Origin of the sequence: Rhodovulum steppense, assembly GCF_004339675.1 — a bacterium.
Classification (GTDB): domain Bacteria; phylum Pseudomonadota; class Alphaproteobacteria; order Rhodobacterales; family Rhodobacteraceae; genus Rhodovulum; species Rhodovulum steppense.
In genome coordinates this window covers 34,648-50,638 of record NZ_SLVM01000016.1, presented here as the reverse complement: position 1 = coordinate 50,638, position 15,991 = coordinate 34,648, and the positions used below count along the sequence as shown (strand labels likewise).

15 protein-coding genes are annotated in these 15,991 nt (G+C 69.5%); 6 read left to right on the top strand and 9 right to left on the bottom strand.

The genetic code is table 11. The features are described from left to right. The first annotated feature begins 1 nt into the window (after position 1). Together EV216_RS11820 and EV216_RS11815 are read left to right on the top strand one after the other, a co-directional pair. Positions 2-472: a YcgN family cysteine cluster protein gene (locus tag EV216_RS11820; RefSeq protein WP_132695691.1), complete on the top strand. Its 471-nt coding sequence runs from the start codon at positions 2-4 to the stop codon at positions 470-472. Between the two features lie 2 nt (positions 473-474). Then, positions 475-1,560 carry a threonine aldolase family protein gene (locus tag EV216_RS11815; protein WP_132695689.1) on the top strand — a complete coding sequence of 362 codons (1,086 nt, stop codon included), beginning with the start codon at positions 475-477 and terminating at the stop codon, positions 1,558-1,560. A gap of 216 nt (positions 1,561-1,776) precedes the next feature. Here the strand turns inward: EV216_RS11815 and EV216_RS11810 are convergent, their stop codons facing one another. Next, complete coding sequence (locus tag EV216_RS11810; RefSeq protein WP_132695687.1) at positions 1,777-2,376, bottom strand: 2-hydroxychromene-2-carboxylate isomerase; 600 nt, start codon at positions 2,374-2,376, stop codon at positions 1,777-1,779. A 106-nt stretch (positions 2,377-2,482) separates the two neighbouring features. Between EV216_RS11810 and EV216_RS11805 the strand changes: the two genes are divergently transcribed. Then, a complete protein-coding gene (locus EV216_RS11805) occupies positions 2,483-3,508 on the top strand; it encodes a ribose-phosphate pyrophosphokinase (protein WP_132695685.1) in 1,026 nt (341 codons plus the stop codon). Between the two features lie 57 nt (positions 3,509-3,565). Here EV216_RS11805 and katG read toward each other — a convergent pair whose 3' ends face one another. Beyond that, positions 3,566-5,737 (bottom strand): catalase/peroxidase HPI, encoded by a 2,172-nt coding sequence (katG, locus tag EV216_RS11800; protein WP_132695683.1) that lies wholly within the window; start codon positions 5,735-5,737, stop codon positions 3,566-3,568. A gap of 164 nt (positions 5,738-5,901) precedes the next feature. Here katG and EV216_RS11795 point away from each other — a divergent pair, with 164 nt between their 5' ends. Continuing rightward, the gene (locus EV216_RS11795) at positions 5,902-6,831 is read left to right on the top strand and encodes a hydrogen peroxide-inducible genes activator (protein ID WP_132695682.1); all 930 of its coding nucleotides are present in this window, start codon (positions 5,902-5,904) and stop codon (positions 6,829-6,831) included. Here the strand turns inward: EV216_RS11795 and EV216_RS11790 are convergent. The 7 genes from EV216_RS11790 to EV216_RS11760 form a co-directional block, all read right to left on the bottom strand. Continuing rightward, positions 6,783-8,042, bottom strand: coding sequence for an MgtC/SapB family protein (locus tag EV216_RS11790; protein WP_132695680.1), 1,260 nt, complete (start codon positions 8,040-8,042; stop codon positions 6,783-6,785). The two genes, EV216_RS11795 and EV216_RS11790, sit on opposite strands and share 49 nt — an antisense overlap. Before the next feature lie 128 nt (positions 8,043-8,170). After that, the gene (locus EV216_RS11785) at positions 8,171-8,650 is read right to left on the bottom strand and encodes an Hsp20 family protein (protein WP_132695678.1); all 480 of its coding nucleotides are present in this window, start codon (positions 8,648-8,650) and stop codon (positions 8,171-8,173) included. A 134-nt stretch (positions 8,651-8,784) separates the two neighbouring features. Beyond that, positions 8,785-9,606 (bottom strand): trypsin-like serine peptidase, encoded by an 822-nt coding sequence (locus EV216_RS11780; RefSeq protein WP_132695677.1) that lies wholly within the window; start codon positions 9,604-9,606, stop codon positions 8,785-8,787. Between the two features lie 3 nt (positions 9,607-9,609). Beyond that, complete coding sequence (locus EV216_RS11775) at positions 9,610-10,437, bottom strand: trypsin-like serine peptidase (protein WP_132695675.1); 828 nt, start codon at positions 10,435-10,437, stop codon at positions 9,610-9,612. Between the two features lie 31 nt (positions 10,438-10,468). Further along, positions 10,469-11,770: a glycolate oxidase subunit GlcF gene (gene glcF / locus EV216_RS11770; protein WP_132695673.1), complete on the bottom strand. Its 1,302-nt coding sequence runs from the start codon at positions 11,768-11,770 to the stop codon at positions 10,469-10,471. 4 nt (positions 11,771-11,774) lie between these two features. Beyond that, positions 11,775-12,974: an FAD-binding protein gene (locus EV216_RS11765; protein ID WP_132695671.1), complete on the bottom strand. Its 1,200-nt coding sequence runs from the start codon at positions 12,972-12,974 to the stop codon at positions 11,775-11,777. Between the two features lie 70 nt (positions 12,975-13,044). Further along, the gene (locus EV216_RS11760) at positions 13,045-14,478 is read right to left on the bottom strand and encodes an FAD-linked oxidase C-terminal domain-containing protein (RefSeq protein ID WP_132695669.1); all 1,434 of its coding nucleotides are present in this window, start codon (positions 14,476-14,478) and stop codon (positions 13,045-13,047) included. 83 nt (positions 14,479-14,561) lie between these two features. Between EV216_RS11760 and EV216_RS11755 the strand changes: the two genes are divergently transcribed. Further along, positions 14,562-15,263 (top strand): DUF599 domain-containing protein, encoded by a 702-nt coding sequence (locus EV216_RS11755; protein ID WP_132695668.1) that lies wholly within the window; start codon positions 14,562-14,564, stop codon positions 15,261-15,263. A gap of 68 nt (positions 15,264-15,331) precedes the next feature. Further along, complete coding sequence (locus EV216_RS11750; RefSeq protein ID WP_243642062.1) at positions 15,332-15,940, top strand: hypothetical protein; 609 nt, start codon at positions 15,332-15,334, stop codon at positions 15,938-15,940. Positions 15,941-15,991: the final 51 nt, after the last annotated feature.

Here is a 15,991-nt window from a genome sequence, read left to right as displayed (position 1 = left end):
CATGCCCGACCCCATCGACCGCACCGGCCTGCGCCCCCGCTTCTGGGAAAAGGTGCCGATGAAGAAGCTGACCCCCCGCGAATGGGAGGCGCTCTGCGACGGCTGCGGCAAGTGCTGCCTGAACAAGCTGGAAGATGCCGATACCGGCGAGGTGGTCTTTACCCGCATCGCCTGTCGTCTGCTGGACGATGACACCTGCCGCTGCGGCAATTACGACTGCCGCAAGGCCATCGTGCCCGAATGCGTGGTGCTGACGCCGAAAAACATCGCCGAGATCGCCTATTGGATGCCCGCCTCCTGCGCCTATCGTCGGGTCTGGGAGGGCAAGCCGCTTGCCGACTGGCACCCGCTGGTCTCGGGCGATACAGAAAGCGTTCACCGGGCGGGCGCATCGGTAAGGGGCTGGACACTGCCCGAATTCGATATTCCCCTCGACGAGTGGGAAGACCACATCATCGAAGAGGAGCTTTGATCGTGCATTTCGCCTCGGACAACACCGCGCCCGTCCCGCCCCAGATCCTGGAGGCGATGATCGAGGCCAATCACGGCCACACCATGCCCTATGGCAATGACGTGACCACGACCGACGTGCGCGACGCGATCCGCATCGCCTTCGAGGCGCCCGAGGCCGAGGTCTATCTGGTCGCGACCGGCACCGCGGCGAATGCGCTGGCGCTGGCCTGCCTCTGCCCGCCCTGGGCCACGGTCTATTGCCACCGGAACGCCCATGTCGAAGAGGACGAATGCGGCGCGCCCGAATTCTTCACCGGCGGCGCCAAGCTGACGCTGGTGGGCGGCGACCATGCAAAGGTCGACCCCGACGCGCTGGCCCGCGCCATCGGCTTCACCGCGCGGGCGGGCGTGCACAATGTCCAGCGCGGCGCGGTCACGATCACCAACGCGACCGAGGCGGGCGCGGTCTATTCCCCCGCCGAGGTGGCGGCGATCTGCGCCGTTGCCCGGGCGGCAGACCTGCCGGTGCACATGGACGGCGCACGCTTTGCCAATGCGCTGGTCTCGGCCGGATGCAGCCCGGCCGAGATGACATGGAAGGCGGGCATCGACGTGCTGTCCTTCGGCGGCACCAAGAACGGGCTGATGGGGGTCGAGGCGGTCGTGCTGTTCGACCCCGCCCGCGCCTGGGAATTCGAACTGCGGCGCAAGCGCGGCGGGCATCTGTTTTCCAAGCACCGCTACCTTTCGGCCCAGATGGCGGCCTATCTCAAGGACGATCTGTGGCTGAAACTGGCCGAGCGTGCCAACCATGCCGCGGCACGACTTTCGGCGGGTCTGGCCGCGCTGCCCGGCGCCACGCTGCTGCACCCGACCCAGGCCAACGCGGTGTTCGCCGCCTGGCCGCGCGAAGGCCACCGCCGGGCGCAGAAGGCGGGCGCGCAATATTACCTCTGGCCGATGGACCAGTCGCTTGAGGGCCCCGGCGATCAGCCGCTTTCGGCCCGGCTCGTCTGTTCCTGGTGCACCACCGAAGACGAGATCGACGCCTTCCTCCGGCTGGTCGAGGGCGGCCCCGCGCCCGCGCCGGTTCACGTCCCGGGCTGAGCCCTCCGCCCCGGTCGGCTCCCCGGTCGGCGCCCCCCTCCGACAGGACCACCCGCGCGCCCCGGACCCCGGTCCGGGGCGTTTTCCGTTCCGCGGAACCGCCCCGGATGCGCCACCATCGGCCGGACCGCGTGCATCGACCGGACCGAAAAAGCCCATATGGAATTCATATGGAAATCATATGGAATTCATATCGCGGAATCCGGCCCGGTTCCGCTACAACCTGCCTGCAAGATGCAGGTCCAGATCCTCCAGCCGGTCCTGCCCCCAGAACCGTTCATCCCCATCCGTGATGTAGAAGGGCGCACCGAAAACGCCCCGCGCGGTGGCTTCTTCCAGGTTGGCCGCATAGGTCTCGGCCCCGGCCAGCAACCCCTTGTCCGCCAAGGCGGAATCGAACCCCGCCGCCGACAGGCACTCGCGGATCACCGCATCCTCGGCCACGTCCCGCTCCTCGGCCCAGCAGGCGCGCAGGACCCCATGCACCAGCCCGCCCAGATCCCCGCCCCCCGCCGCCTGCGCCGCGATGATCGCATAGGCGGCAGGCGCCGGATTGGTCGGGAAATGCTTCGGTTTCAACACGACAGGCAAACCCCGCTTCGCCGCCTGCCGCCGGATTTCCTGCAGCCGATAGACTTTCCGGCAGTCCGGCCGATCCGGCAACGCCACGCCCCCCGTCCGCGCGAACAGCGCGATCATGTCCAAGGGCTTGTAGGTGATCGTGGCCCCATGGCGCGCGGCGATCTCCTCCAGCCGCAGGCCCGCAAGATAGCAGAAGGGCGAGACCGCCGTGAAGTAATAGTCGATATGGGCCATCTCGTACCTGTCCCCCTCACTAGGTTTTCAAGACCGTAACCGGGTGATAAGCGCTGTCAACGTCACGCGACAGTCACGAATCCGCCGCCGCCCAAGGATCCTCCAGATGCACAACATCCACGAACCGAAACTGATTTCGGGCAATGCCAACCGTCCGCTCGGCTCCGCCATCGCCCGGCGGATGTCGATGCACCGAGGGGTGAATGTCGGCCTTGTCGATGCCCGGGTCGAACGGTTCAACGACCAGGAAATCTTCGTCGAGGTCTACGAGAATGTCCGCGGCGAGGACATGTTCATCATCCAGCCGACCTCGAACCCGGCGAATGACAACCTGATGGAACTGATGATCATTTCCGATGCGCTGCGCCGCTCGTCGGCCGCCCGGATCACCGCCGTCATCCCCTATTTCGGCTATGCCCGCCAGGACCGCCGCACCAAGGCCCGCACCCCGATCAGCGCCAAGCTGGTCGCCAACCTGCTGACCGAGTCGGGGATCGAGCGGATCCTGACGATGGATCTGCACGCCGCCCAAATCCAGGGCTTCTTCGACATCCCCGTCGACAACCTCTATGCCTCGCCGATCTTCGCGCTGGACATCGCGCATCAGTTCAACGGCATCGGCGACAAGATCACCGTGGTCTCGCCCGATGTCGGCGGCGTGGCGCGCGCCCGCGAACTGGCGCAGCGGATCGGCGCGGGGCTGGCCATCGTCGACAAGCGTCGCTCGCGCCCCGGCGAGGTGGCCGAGATGACCGTGATCGGCGAGGTCGAGGGCCAGATCTGCTTCATCGTCGACGACCTGTGCGACACGGCCGGAACGCTGGTCAAGGCCGCCGACAAGCTGATCGAGGCCGGCGCCGAAGAGGTGCACGCCTATATCAGCCACGGCGTCTTTTCCGGGCCCGCGGTCGAACGCATCACCGGCTCGCGGCTGAAAACGGTGGTGGTGACGGATTCGATCCAGCCGACCGAGCAGGTCCAGGCCGCCCACAACATCCGGATCGTGCCCACCGCGCCGCTGTTTGCCCAGGCGATCATGAATATCTGGCAGGGCACCTCCGTCTCGTCGCTGTTCGAGCACGAGACGCTGGCCCCGATCTACGAAGGGCTCTACGCCCCCGCCTCCCGCTGACGCCCCCCAGAGGGCAAGGGGCCACCCCCGCGCGCAGGCGGGGGTGGCCCTTTTCGTTCACGCCGCCAGGTCGAAGCGGTCGGCGTTCATCACCTTGGTCCAGGCCGCCACGAAGTCCTGAACGAACTTCCCGGCATTGTCGTCCTGGGCATAGATCTCGGCATAGGACCGCAGGATCGAGTTCGAGCCGAACACCAGATCCGTGCGCGTTGCGGTCCACTTCAGCGCGTCCGACTTGCGGTCGCGGATCTCGTAGACGCCATTGCCCGCCGGAACCCATTTATAGGCCATGTCGGTCAGGTTGACGAAGAAGTCGTTCGTCAGCGCGCCTTCGCGGTCGGTGAACACGCCATGCCGGGTGCCGCCATGGTTGGTCCCCAGCACCCGCATCCCGCCGACCAGAACGGTCATCTCGGGCGCGGTCAGGCCCATCAGCTGCGTGCGGTCCAGCAGCAGCTCCTCGGGGCTGACGACGTAATCCTTCTTCATCCAGTTCCGGTAGCCATCGGCCAGCGGTTCCAGCACGTCGAAGGACGCCGCGTCGGTCATCGCCTCGGTCGCGTCCCCCCGGCCCGGCGCAAAGGGCACCTCGATGTCATGGCCCGCGGCCCTGGCGGCCTGTTCGATCCCGACATTGCCGGCCAGCACGATGGTATCGGCCAGCGACGCGCCCGCCTCGGCGGCCAGCGGCTCAAGCACCGCCAGCACCTTTTGCAGCCGCGCGGGCTCGTTGCCCTCCCAGTCCTTCTGGGGCGCCAGACGGATGCGCGCGCCATTGGCACCGCCCCGCATGTCCGACCCGCGGAAGGTCCGCGCGCTGTCCCAGGCGGTGGCGACCATCTCGGCGATCGACAGGCCGGACCCCGCGATCTTCGCCTTCAGCGCCGCCACGTCATAGGAGGTCGCGCCCGCAGGCACCGGATCCTGCCAGATCAGATCCTCGGTCGGCGCCTCGGGGCCGATATAGCGCGCCTTCGGTCCCATGTCGCGATGGGTCAGCTTGAACCAGGCCCGGGCGAAGACCTCGGTGAAATAGTCCGGATCCTTGTAGAACCGCTCGGAGATCTCGCGATAGACCGGGTCCATCTTCATCGCCATGTCGGCATCGGTCATGATCGGGTTGTAGCGGATCGAGGGATCCTCGACATCCACCGGCTTGTCTTCTTCCTTGATGCCGATCGGCTCCCATTGCCAGGCACCGGCGGGGGATTTCTTCAGCTCCCACTCATAGGTGAAGAGCAGGTAGAAATAGCCGTTGTCCCACCTGGTCGGATGGGTCGTCCAGGCGCCCTCGATGCCGCTGGTCACGGTGTAGCGGCCCTTGCCCGACTGGTTCGGGTTCGACCAGCCAAAGCCCTGTTCGCAGACATCCGCGGCCTCGGGATTCGGCCCCAGCAGGCTGGCATCGCCATTGCCGTGGCACTTGCCGACGGTGTGCCCGCCCGCGGTCAGCGCGACGGTCTCCTCGTCGTTCATCGCCATCCGGGCAAAGGTCTCGCGCACCTGAAGCGCGGTCTTCAGCGGGTCGGGCTGGCCGTTCACGCCCTCGGGGTTGACGTAGATCAGCCCCATCTGCACCGCGGCCAGCGGGTTTTCCATGGTCGCGGGATTGTCGAGATCCTCGTAGCGCGAATCCGACGGCGCCAGCCATTCCTTCTCGGCGCCCCAGTAGATGTCCTTTTCGGGATGCCAGATATCCTCGCGGCCGAAGGCGAAACCATAGGTCTTCAGCCCCATGGATTCATAGGCCACGTTGCCCGCCAGGATGATGAGGTCGGCCCAGCTGATCCGGTTGCCGTATTTCTTCTTGACCGGCCACAGCAGCCGCCGCGCCTTGTCCAGGCTCACGTTGTCGGGCCAGGAGTTCAGCGGCGCGAAGCGCTGGTTGCCGGTGCCGCCGCCGCCGCGGCCATCCGCGATCCGGTAGGTGCCCGCCGCGTGCCAGGCCATGCGGATCATCAACCCGCCGTAATGGCCCCAATCGGCCGGCCACCAGTCCTGGCTGTCGGTCATCAGCGCGCGCAGATCGGCCTTGATCGCGTCGAAATCCAGCGTCTTGACCGCCTCGCGGTAGTCGAACCCCTTCAGCGGGTTGGTCTTGGTGTCGTGCTGGTGCAGGATGTCCAGGTTCAGCGCGTTCGGCCACCAATCCATGACACTCGTGTTCATCGCGGTGTTCCCGCCATGCATCACCGGGCATTTGCCGGTCGCCATGTCGTTTCCGTCCATTCGGGCTCTCCTCTGATGCTCATTGGCCGGGGGTCGGGAAGGGGCGGCCAGCCTCCGTGCCGTGCCACTCCCGCGCGAATCCGCCCCCGGATCACAGATTGCTTCTAGCACCTATTATCATTATTGGAATTTTGAAGTTCTAATGACAGTGATAATCCCAGCCTATGATCGGCCTCACCCTCAAGCATCTGCGCTATTTCGAGGCGCTTGCCCGGCACCGCCATTTCGGCCGCGCCGCCGAGGATTGCGGCATCTCGCAACCCGCCCTGTCGGTGCAGATCAAGGAGCTTGAGGCGCTGCTGGGCGCGCCCCTGATCGAACGCGGCACCCGCCAGATCCGCCTGTCCGGGCTGGGCGAGGCGCTGGCCGAACGCGCCCGCGACATCCTGCGCGCGGTCGAGGAACTGGACGATCTTGCCCGCGCCGCGCGTGGCGGCCTGACCGGGCGGCTGCGGATCGGGGTGATCCCCACCATCGCGCCCTATCTCCTGCCCGGCCTCATCAAGGATCTCGCGGCCCGCAATCCCGATCTCGACATCCGCCCGCGCGAAGCCGTCACCCAGGTCCTGATCCGCGATCTGGTCGAGGGGCGGATGGATCTGGCCATCGTCGCGCTGCCCGTCTCGGAACCCGCATTGCACGAGGAACCGCTCTTCGACGAGGATTTCGTCCTTGTCCGCCCGCTTGCCGATGCCCACAGACCGGTGCCCTGCCCCGAAACGCTGCGCGAGATGCGGCTTCTGCTGCTGGAAGAGGGGCATTGCTTCCGCGATCAGGCGCTGTCCTTCTGCGCCCCCACGACCCGCGCGGCGCGCGACATGATGGAGGGCAGTTCGCTTGCGACACTGGTGCAGATGGTCGGCGCGGGCATCGGCGTCACGCTGATCCCCGAAATGGCCATCCCGACCGAAACCCGCTCGGCCGCGGTCTCGGTCGCGCGCCTGCCCGCGCCCTGCCCGAAACGCACCGTCGGCATGGTCTGGCGCCGGACCAGCCCGCTGGCCCCGCAATTCGCCGCCATCGCCGCGATGCTGCGCCCGCCCGCTCAGCCCAGCGCCAGCGCCGCCGCCCCGGTGGCCAGCACGACCGCATAGACCGCCAGCACCCGCAGCCCGAAGCGCCCGCCGCCCAGCACGGCCGCGATACCGCCCTTGACCGCCGTATTGACCGACACGGCCAGCACGATGGCGGCCGCAGCGGTCTCCAGGCCCAGCCCGTCGCGGGTCATCCGCGCGACCGTGATCGTCAGCGCATCCACATCCGTCACCCCCGAGGCCGCCGCCACCGCCAGCACGCCGCCCGCCCCGAACCAGAGCTGCAGGTAATGGGTGGCCAGCACCACCCCCACCAGCACCGCCCCGAAGGACAGCGCCGTGCCCAGCGCCAGCGGGTTCGACAGCCCGTCCAGATCGGTCTCCGACCTCTGCCCCCGCCCCGCCGCCAGCGCCAGAACACCCGCCCCGGCAAAGCCCGCCGCCGCCATCGCCCCCAGCGGCACCAGCAGCGGCGCAAGCAGGTCGCGCGCAAAGATCGTGCCCACCACCAGAACCCGCAGGAAGGTCACCGATCCCGCCAGCACCACGCCGATCGCCATCACCGGCCCCAGCCGCGCATCGCTGCGCACCAGCCGCGACAGCGCCAGCGTGGTCGAGGTCGAGGAGGCCAGCCCCCCGAACAGCCCGGTAATCACCGCACCCAGCCCTGCCCCCGCCACCCGGATCGCCGCATAGCCAAGAAAGGACAGCCCGGCCACGATCACCACCGCCAGCCACAGCTCATGCGGGTTCAGCGCGGCGCCGGGGCCATATCCCCGGTTCGGCAACAGCGGCAGGATCACCACCGAGATGACGGCCAGTTGCACCAGCGCGGCCAGTTCGAACTGCCGGATCCGCGCGACCCAGCCATGCAGCACCCGCTTGAGCGACAACAGCGCCGTCGCCACCACCGCCACGGCCGCCGCCGCCGCCATGTCGCCCAGCAACGCCGCCGCCCCCAGCGCAAAGGTCAGCAACAGCGCGACCTCGGTGGTCAGGCCCTGATCCTCGTTCTCCTCGATCTGCGCCCAGTAGGTCACCGCGACAAGCGCCGCCATGGCCACGAAGGCCAGCCCCGGGAAAACCGGCCCGACCAGCATCCCCAGCCAGCCGCAGACCCCGCCCAGCAGCCCGGTCAACCCGAAGGTGCGCAGCCCGGCCACCCGCTCGCCCTCGGGCTCGTCGCGGGCATGCCAGCCCCGTTCCAGCCCGAACAGAAGCCCGATGGCCAGCGCAAGGCCCAGACGACGGAAAAGCTCGAAATCCTCCATGCCACGATTAAAGCGCGCGCGAACCGGATTCGGCCAGCGTCCTGCGCGCGAACCGCCGCCCCCGAAACGGCAACGGCGCGCGGAAGGCCCCGCGCGCCGGTCTTGTCATCGGTCGGCGATGGCCGGACCTACCCGGCCGTCTGCGCCTCCTCGGCCGACGCCTGCGCCGGGATCGCCCGGGCGCCCGCCGCCGCGATCTCGATGCGGCGGGGCTTCAGCGCCTCGGGCACCTCGCGCACCAGGTCCACATGCAGCATCCCGTCCACATGGCTGGCCCCCGTCACCCGCACATGATCGGCCAGCGCAAAGCGCCGCTCGAAGGCCCGGGTCGCGATGCCGCGATGCAGGAAGCTGCGCCCGTCGGGTTCGGGCGCCTTGCGGCCCGCGATCACCAGCGCGTTTTCCTTGACCTCGACCGACAGATCGTCGGCGCCAAAGCCTGCCACCGCGATCGAGATGCGATAGCCATGCTCGCCGGTCTTCTCGATATTGTAGGGCGGATAGCCCGGCTGGCCCATTTCGCTGGCCAGCAGCCGGTCCATCATGTCGGCCACCCGGTCAAAGCCCACGGTGGCGCGGTAAAGCGGTCCGAAATCATAGTGTCGCATGTCTGTCATCCTCTTCTGAGCGATGCAAGGAATGCCCTCCCCCTCGTCGGGACGGGCCATCACGCGGGCCCTGTCGGCACCCGCAAACCGGGATCTGGGAAGCCCGCCGGGGGCTGTCAAGAACCCGACCCCGCTCAGGGCCGGACGAAGCGCGCCCCGATCTCGCCCCGCGCGCCATCGCTCCCGGCCACGGGCAGGCGGCGGGCATCGACCCCCTCCCGGGGGAAGACGCCGCGACCCGCGCGCAGCGCCGCGGCCAGCGCATCCAGCGCCGCGCCCGCATCGGGACCATAGGCGATGCTGCGCCCATCCTCGCGGAGGCCGCCCGACACGATGGACACGATCCGCGCCCGGCCCGACGAGGTCTCGAAGACCGGCGCCCCGGACGAGCCGAACCACACATCGCAGGAAAACGCATAGACCCCCGCCCCGCGGTCCAGCACGGTGCAGCCCGGCTGCCAGGACAGCGCCTCCTCGCGCCCGCGGGCATAGGAGACCACGCTGACCGCGCCGCCACGCCCCACCGCACGCCCCGCCACGAAGGGCGCGGCCACGCCCGCCGGGATCGGCTCGGCCAGTTGAACCAGCGCCGCATCCGCCCCCAGCCGCGCCAGCGCGTCGCCCTCGCCCGGGCGATAGCCCTCATGGATCACCGCCCGGCGTCCGGCGACCTCGGCGATGGCGGCCCCCTCGCTCAGCCCCGCGCGAAAGGTCAGCCCGCGCGGATCCACCCGCTGGCCCTGGCCGTCGAACAGGCAATGCGCCGCGGTCAGCACCAGATCGGGCGCGACCAGAACCCCGGTGCAGAACGCGCCCGCCGCATGGTCAAGCCGGCCCACCGCCTCCCAGCCCAGCAGTTCGGCGCGCTGGCCCAGCCGCCTGAGCCCGGTATCGCCCAGCGCCGGAAACGCGACCAGCGCCAGCATCAGACCCAGGGAAAGCCGGGGGCGCCGCATCGCTCAGGGCCTTACGAACCGCGCGCCGCCACTCTCGCGCGCGCCGCCCTGCCCGAAGCGCGGCGCCGCCCCGGCCGCGCCGATTACGCCCTCGCCCGCCGCAAGTCGGCCCTGCAACAGCTCCAGCGACGCGCCCAGCGCCGTGCCCAGCGCCACCGGCCGCGTGGCCAGCTCGGCCTTGGCCGACACGACGGACACGATCCGCGCCACGCCATCCTCGATCCGGAAGACCGGCGCGCCCGAGGCCCCGAAATCCACTTCGCAGGACAGCATCAGGACGCCCGGCTGCAAGGCCAGCACATGGCAGACCTCCTGCAGCGAGGGGGCCTCGGACCGGCCCTGGGCATAGGACACCACGCCCACCGCCGCCCCCATGCGCGGCCGATCCCCGGTCTCGAAGGGATGCAGCCCCGGCAGCCGGATCGCCTGATCCAGTTGTAACAGCGCCAGATCATGGGACACGCGCGCGATGTTGTCTGGCGCGTCATAGCGGTAATCGGGATGGACGACGCCGCGGCGCACCTTGCGATAGGCTTCGGCCCGGCCATTGCGCCAGCCCGCCCGGAATTCCAGCCCGGACGGATTCACCGGCAGCCCGCTCGCCCTGTCGAACAGGCAATGCGCCGCGGTCAGCACCAGATCCGGCGCGATCAGCGCCCCGGTGCAGAAGCCGCGCCCGCCGATCTCGATCCGCCCGACCGCGCGCCAGTCCTTCGAGGCGTCGCCGCTTTCCAGCGCGCGCAACGTCCCGTCCTGCGCCGCCGCGATCCCCGCGCCCAGCGCCAGCAAAAGCCCGGCCAGCGCCGCGACATGTCCGAACGGTCCCGCCATGGAACCGCGATAGCACCCGCTCGGGGCAGGATTATGGCCGCGCCCCCTGGTCCGCGCCCAGCGCCCGCGGCCGCGGCCCGCCCGTCGCCCAGTCCAGCAACTCGACCGTATGGACCACCGGAACCCCGGTGCCCGAGCCGATCTGCATCATGCAGCCGATATTGCCCGTGGCGATCACCTGCGGATCCCGCGCCTCCAGCGTCCGGACCTTGCGCGCCTTCAACTCGGCCGAGATCGCGGGCTGCAACAGGTTGTAGGTGCCCGCCGAACCACAGCACAGATGCGAATCCGCAGGCTCCACCACCTCGAACCCCGCGCGCTGCAACAGCGCCTTGGGCGTCGTCCTGATCTGCTGGCCATGCTGCAACGAACAGGCCGCGTGATAGGCCACCCGCAACCCGCCGCGCCCCTCGGGCAGGCCCAGCCGCTCGACCAGTTCGGAAATGTCCAGCGCGCGCGCCGCCACGGCCCGCGCCTCGGCCTCCAGCGGATCGCCCGCGAACATGTGGCCGTAATCCTTGATCGTCGTCCCGCAACCGCTGGTATTGACCACGATCGCATCCAGCCCCTCGCCCGCGATCTCGGCGCTCCAGGCCCGGATCGCGCGCGCCGCCATCGCGTGGCTGTCCCCGACCCGCCCCATGTGATGGGTCAGCGCCCCGCAACAGCCCATGCCGCGCGCGATCACCACCTCGCAGCCCAACCGCCGAAGCAGCCTGATGGTCGCGTCGTTGATATCGGTATCCAGCACCCGCTGCGCGCAGCCCGTCAACAGCGCCACCCGCATCCGCCGCGGACCCTGCGCGGCAAAGACCTGCGGCCGGTCATTCGGGCTGCGCTTCGGCAGGCGCGCGGGCACCATCGCCATCATGGCCTTGATCCGCGCATCGGGCAGCAAGGCCGCCACCGGCCGCCCCAGCTTCGCCAGCCGCATCGCGATCCGGAACCGCGCCGGATAGGGCAGCGTCTTCGCCACCATCCAGCGCAGCGCCCGGTCAGTCAGCGGGCGGCGATAGGTCCGCTCGATATGCGCGCGGGCGTGATCGACCAGATGCATGTAATGCACACCCGAGGGGCAGGTCGTCATGCAGGCCAGGCAGGACAGGCAGCGGTCGATATGCCTGACCGTCTTCTCGTCCGCCGGCCGGTCATTCTCCAGCATGTCCTTGATGAGGTAAATCCGCCCCCGCGGGCTGTCCAATTCGTCGCCCAGAACCTGATAGGTCGGACAGGTCGCGGTGCAGAACCCGCAATGGACACAGGCGCGCAGGATCTCGTTCGCCCGCGCGATGCCGGGATCGCGCAACTGCGCTTCGGTAAAGGTCGTCTGCATCGCGCTATCCCATTAGCCCGGGGTTCAGAATGCCGCGCGGATCGAACTGCGCCCTCAGCCCCCGCGCGAGCGCGGCCAGCGGCGCGGGCTCGGGCTGGAACACCGGCACGGCGGCGCGCAACGCCTCCGGCCCCTTGACCAGCGTCGCATGGCCGCCGCCCAGTTCCGGATCGGCCATTTCCGCCTGCAGGTCGCGATGGAACCGGATCGCCCCCGCAACCGCATCCGCCGCCCCGAAGCGCGGCGCATAATCCGCCGCCTGCGCCTCGGTCATCCCGATCCAGCACAGGCCCCCGGCCCAGTCCACCACCCGGTCGAACCGCGCCGTCCGGTCCAGATCGGCCCGCAGCCCCGCCCGCATCGCGCCGGGCGCCATCGACACCCGCCAGACAAAGGCGTGCCCGGCCAGCGCCTCGACATCCCGGATCGCCCGCCACAGCCGCGCATTCGCCTCGGCCCCGGTCTCGACCGTCACCTCGCCCGGACCGGCCAGCAGCGCCCGCAACCGCCCCGCGCGATAGGCCACCGACCCCGCGAAGCCCTCCAGCCGCAGATGCACCTCACCCTTCCCCGGCAGCCAGGCCGCCCCCGACACCTCGAAAGGGCTCTTCATCGCCCGCGTCATCGCCTCGAAGGCCCGCGCGCCATCCGCCTCGTGCAGCGTGACGGTCGCGACACTCTCGGGCACCGGCAACAGCTTGAAGGCCACCTCGCTCAACACCCCCAGCGTGCCCCGGCTGCCCGCCATCAGCTTGACCAGGTCATAGCCCGTGACATTCTTCATCACGCGCCCCCCGTTGCGGATCACCGCGCCCCGCCCGTCGACGAAGCGCACCCCGATCAGGGCGTCGCGACAGGCCCCCGCCTGCACCCGCCGCGGCCCCGAGACATTGCCCGCCACCACGCCCCCGATGGTCGGCACGCCCGAACCGCCCAGGAGCACCCGGTGATCCATCGGCTCGAAGGCCAGCCGCTGCCCCTCACCGGCCAGCACCCGCTCGACCTCCTCCAGCGGCGTGCCCGCGCGCACCACCAGCGTCAGCGCGCCCGGCTCGTAAAGCACCACCCCCGACAGCCCCGCCACCGACAGCGCCTCGCCCTCGACCGGCCGGCCCACTGGCCGCGTGCCCCCGCCCAGAATGCGCAACGGCCCCGCCGCCGCCGCCACCGCCTCGGCCAGCTCCGCTTCCGTCCCCGGTCTCATCATGCTTCTTCTGGCTCCAAATATCCTCGGGGGTGAATTGCCCGCAGGGCAAGAGGGGGCGGAAAGCCCCCTAACCCGCCCGCCGCCCCGCGCTCGCCTCCAGCGGAAAGACCTTGGCCGGGTTCAGCAGCCAGCCGGGATCGAACACGTCCTTCACCCGCATCTGGGCTTCCAGGTCCACGGGGTCGAACTGCACCCCCATCAGGTCGCGCTTCTCGATGCCCACCCCATGCTCGCCGGTCAGGCAGCCGCCCACCTCGACGCAGAGCTTCAGGATCGCCGCCCCGAACGCCTCGCAGCGTTCCAGATCGCCCGGCGTGTTGGCGTCGAACAGGATCAGCGGGTGCATGTTGCCGTCCCCCGCATGGAACACGTTGGCCACGCCCAGCCCGAACTCGGCCGACATCTCGCCGATCCGGCGCAGCACATGGGGCAGCGCCGAGACCGGGATCGTCCCGTCAAGGCACATGTAATCGCCCAGTTGCCCCATCGCGCCAAAGGCCGATTTCCGCCCCTTCCAGATCGCCGCGCTTTCCGCCTCGGACCCGCTTTCGCGCAGCTCGACCGGATCATGCCTGCGGGCGATCTGCTTGATCAGGCCCAGCTGCTCGTCGATCTCGGCCGGGCTGCCCTCGACCTCGACGATCAGCAGCGCCTCGCAATCGGGATAGCCCGCTCCCGCAAAGGCCTCGGTCGCGCGGATGCAGGGGCGGTCCATGAACTCGATCGCCACGGGCAGCACGCCCGCCTTGATGATATCCGCGACACAGGCCCCCGCCACCTCGGAACTGTCGAACCCCATCAGCACGGGCCGCGCCCCCTCGGGCTTGGGCAGGATGCGCAGCGTCGCCTCGGTCACCACGCCCAGTTGCCCCTCGGATCCGCAGATCACCCCCAGCCAGTCATAGCCGCCCGCATCCATGTAGGCCCCGCCGATCTCGACCACGGTGCCGTCCATCGTCACCAGCGTCACGCCCAGCAGGTTGTTGGTGGTCACCCCGTATTTCAGGCAATGCGCGCCCCCCGAATTCATCGCGATATTGCCCGCGATGGCGCAGGCCAGTTGCGACGAGGGATCGGGCGCGTAGAAGAAGCCATCGGCCTCGACCGCGCCGGTCACGCTCAGATTGGTGCGCCCGGCCTCGACCCGGATGACGCGGTTGTCGTAATCGACCTCCAGCACCCTGTTCAGCCGCGCCACGCCCAGGATCACGGAATCCGCCGTCGGCATCGCGCCGCCCGCCAGAGACGTGCCCGACCCGCGCGGGACCACCGGCACGCCCTCCTCGTGGCAGATGCGCAGCACGGCCGCGACCTCCGCGGTCGAGCCGGGCAGGACCGCCGCCATCGGCGGGCAGCGATAGGCGGCCAGCGCGTCGCATTCATAGGCGCGCGTTTCGGCCGGATCATGGATCACCGCGCCCTCGGGCAGCACCTCGGCCAGACGGGCCACCACATGCTCCTTCTTCGCGATGACCGCGGCATTCGGCACGGGCATGTCCATCGGCGTTCCTCCCTTATTGGTAAGAAATTATAACCAATATTCCGCGCTGACAAGCGCTTTCCCCTGCGTCTAGGCTCGCGCCCATGGAACTGCTCGACCGGATCGCAATGTTCACGGCGCTGGATGCCGCAGCCCTCGGCCTGTGGATCGCGGCCTGGCTCTGGATCGGCTGGCGAATCGAGCATTCCTCGGCGGCCCGCCCCTCGGTCTCGGTGCTGATGTCGGGCTACCGGCGGGAATGGATGCGCCAGCTCGTGACCCGCCAGCCGCGCATCTTCGACGCCACGATCCTGTCCACCCTGCGCCAGGGCACCACCTTCTTCGCCTCGGCCGCGATGATCATCATCGGCGCGGGACTCGCGCTGATCGGCAATACCGAGCGGCTGCTGGGCCTGGCCGAGGATCTGACGCTGGACGCCGCCCCCGCCATCGTGTGGGAGCTGAAGATCCTCGCGATCCTGCTGTTCGTGGCCAATGCCTTCCTCAAATTCGTCTGGTCGCACCGGCTGTTCGGCTATTGCGCGGTCATCATGGCCGCCGTCCCGAACGAGCCGGAGCACCCCGCCGCCCTGCCCCGCGCCGCCCAGGCCGCCGAGATCAACATCACCGCCGCGCGCAGCTTCAACCGGGGCATGCGCTCGCTCTATTTCGCGCTTTGCGGGCTGGCCTGGCTGCTGGGGCCGCTGCCGCTGATCGCTGCGACGGTGCTGACCGGCTGGGTGCTCTGGCGCCGGGAATTCGCCTCGAACTCGCGCCGGGCGCTGCTCGGCGAGGGCGCGCCATGAGGACCGCTCGACAGACGGACAGAGCCGGGCTAGCCAGTGACCAACGCCATCGACCCGACGGAGCGCCCGTGACCAGAACCCGTTCCCCCCTCGCCGCGCCGATGCTGGTGGCCGCCCTCGCGCTGGCCGGCTGCGCCGCCGCTCCCCCGGGACAGGACGGCCTGCCCCCGCCCGACCCCGCCGAGGTCACGGCGCTGGCGCGCACGATCCAGGATCTGGGCCCCGGCATCGACCCCGCCGAGGCCGCCCGCGCCGCCGAGATCGCGCATGCCCATGCCCGCCAGCTGGCGCGCGACTACCGCGTGACCGACCCGCCGCTGGTGCATAACACCAAGGTCAACATGGGCCTGCGCGACCGGGGCCTGTGCTATCACTGGGCCGAGGACATGGAGGCCCGCCTGGCCCAGGAAGGGTTCCGCACGCTGCAACTGCACCGCGCCATCTCGCCCGGCGAGCGGCTGTTCCGGATCGACCATTCCACGGTGATCCTCAGCCGAAAGGGCGATCCTTTGCAGGCGGGCGTGGTGCTCGACCCGTGGCGGACGGGGGGCGACCTGTTCTGGGCGCGCACGGCCGAAGATCCGACCTATCGCTGGCGTCCCCGTGCCGAGGTTCTGGCCGAAAAGGCCGCCGCCGCGGGCCTGACCGACACCGCCTCGACCAGCAACACCAGATAGAGCGCGTGGCGGGGCCGGATCAGGCGGGCACTGCCGCCCATCCTTGCAGAC

Coding starts and splice junctions, on each gene's coding strand:
- EV216_RS11820 (WP_132695691.1), top strand. CDS start 2: ATGCCCGACCCCATCGACCGCACCGGCCTGCGCCCCCGCTTCTGGGAA.
- EV216_RS11810 (WP_132695687.1), bottom strand. CDS start 2,376: ATGGCCCATATCGACTATTACTTCACGGCGGTCTCGCCCTTCTGCTAT.
- EV216_RS11805 (WP_132695685.1), top strand. CDS start 2,483: ATGCACAACATCCACGAACCGAAACTGATTTCGGGCAATGCCAACCGT.
- katG (WP_132695683.1), bottom strand. CDS start 5,737: ATGGACGGAAACGACATGGCGACCGGCAAATGCCCGGTGATGCATGGC.
- EV216_RS11795 (WP_132695682.1), top strand. CDS start 5,902: ATGATCGGCCTCACCCTCAAGCATCTGCGCTATTTCGAGGCGCTTGCC.
- EV216_RS11790 (WP_132695680.1), bottom strand. CDS start 8,042: ATGGAGGATTTCGAGCTTTTCCGTCGTCTGGGCCTTGCGCTGGCCATC.
- EV216_RS11785 (WP_132695678.1), bottom strand. CDS start 8,650: ATGCGACACTATGATTTCGGACCGCTTTACCGCGCCACCGTGGGCTTT.
- EV216_RS11780 (WP_132695677.1), bottom strand. CDS start 9,606: ATGCGGCGCCCCCGGCTTTCCCTGGGTCTGATGCTGGCGCTGGTCGCG.
- EV216_RS11775 (WP_132695675.1), bottom strand. CDS start 10,437: ATGGCGGGACCGTTCGGACATGTCGCGGCGCTGGCCGGGCTTTTGCTG.
- glcF (WP_132695673.1), bottom strand. CDS start 11,770: ATGCAGACGACCTTTACCGAAGCGCAGTTGCGCGATCCCGGCATCGCG.
- EV216_RS11765 (WP_132695671.1), bottom strand. CDS start 12,974: ATGAGACCGGGGACGGAAGCGGAGCTGGCCGAGGCGGTGGCGGCGGCG.
- EV216_RS11760 (WP_132695669.1), bottom strand. CDS start 14,478: ATGGACATGCCCGTGCCGAATGCCGCGGTCATCGCGAAGAAGGAGCAT.
- EV216_RS11755 (WP_132695668.1), top strand. CDS start 14,562: ATGGAACTGCTCGACCGGATCGCAATGTTCACGGCGCTGGATGCCGCA.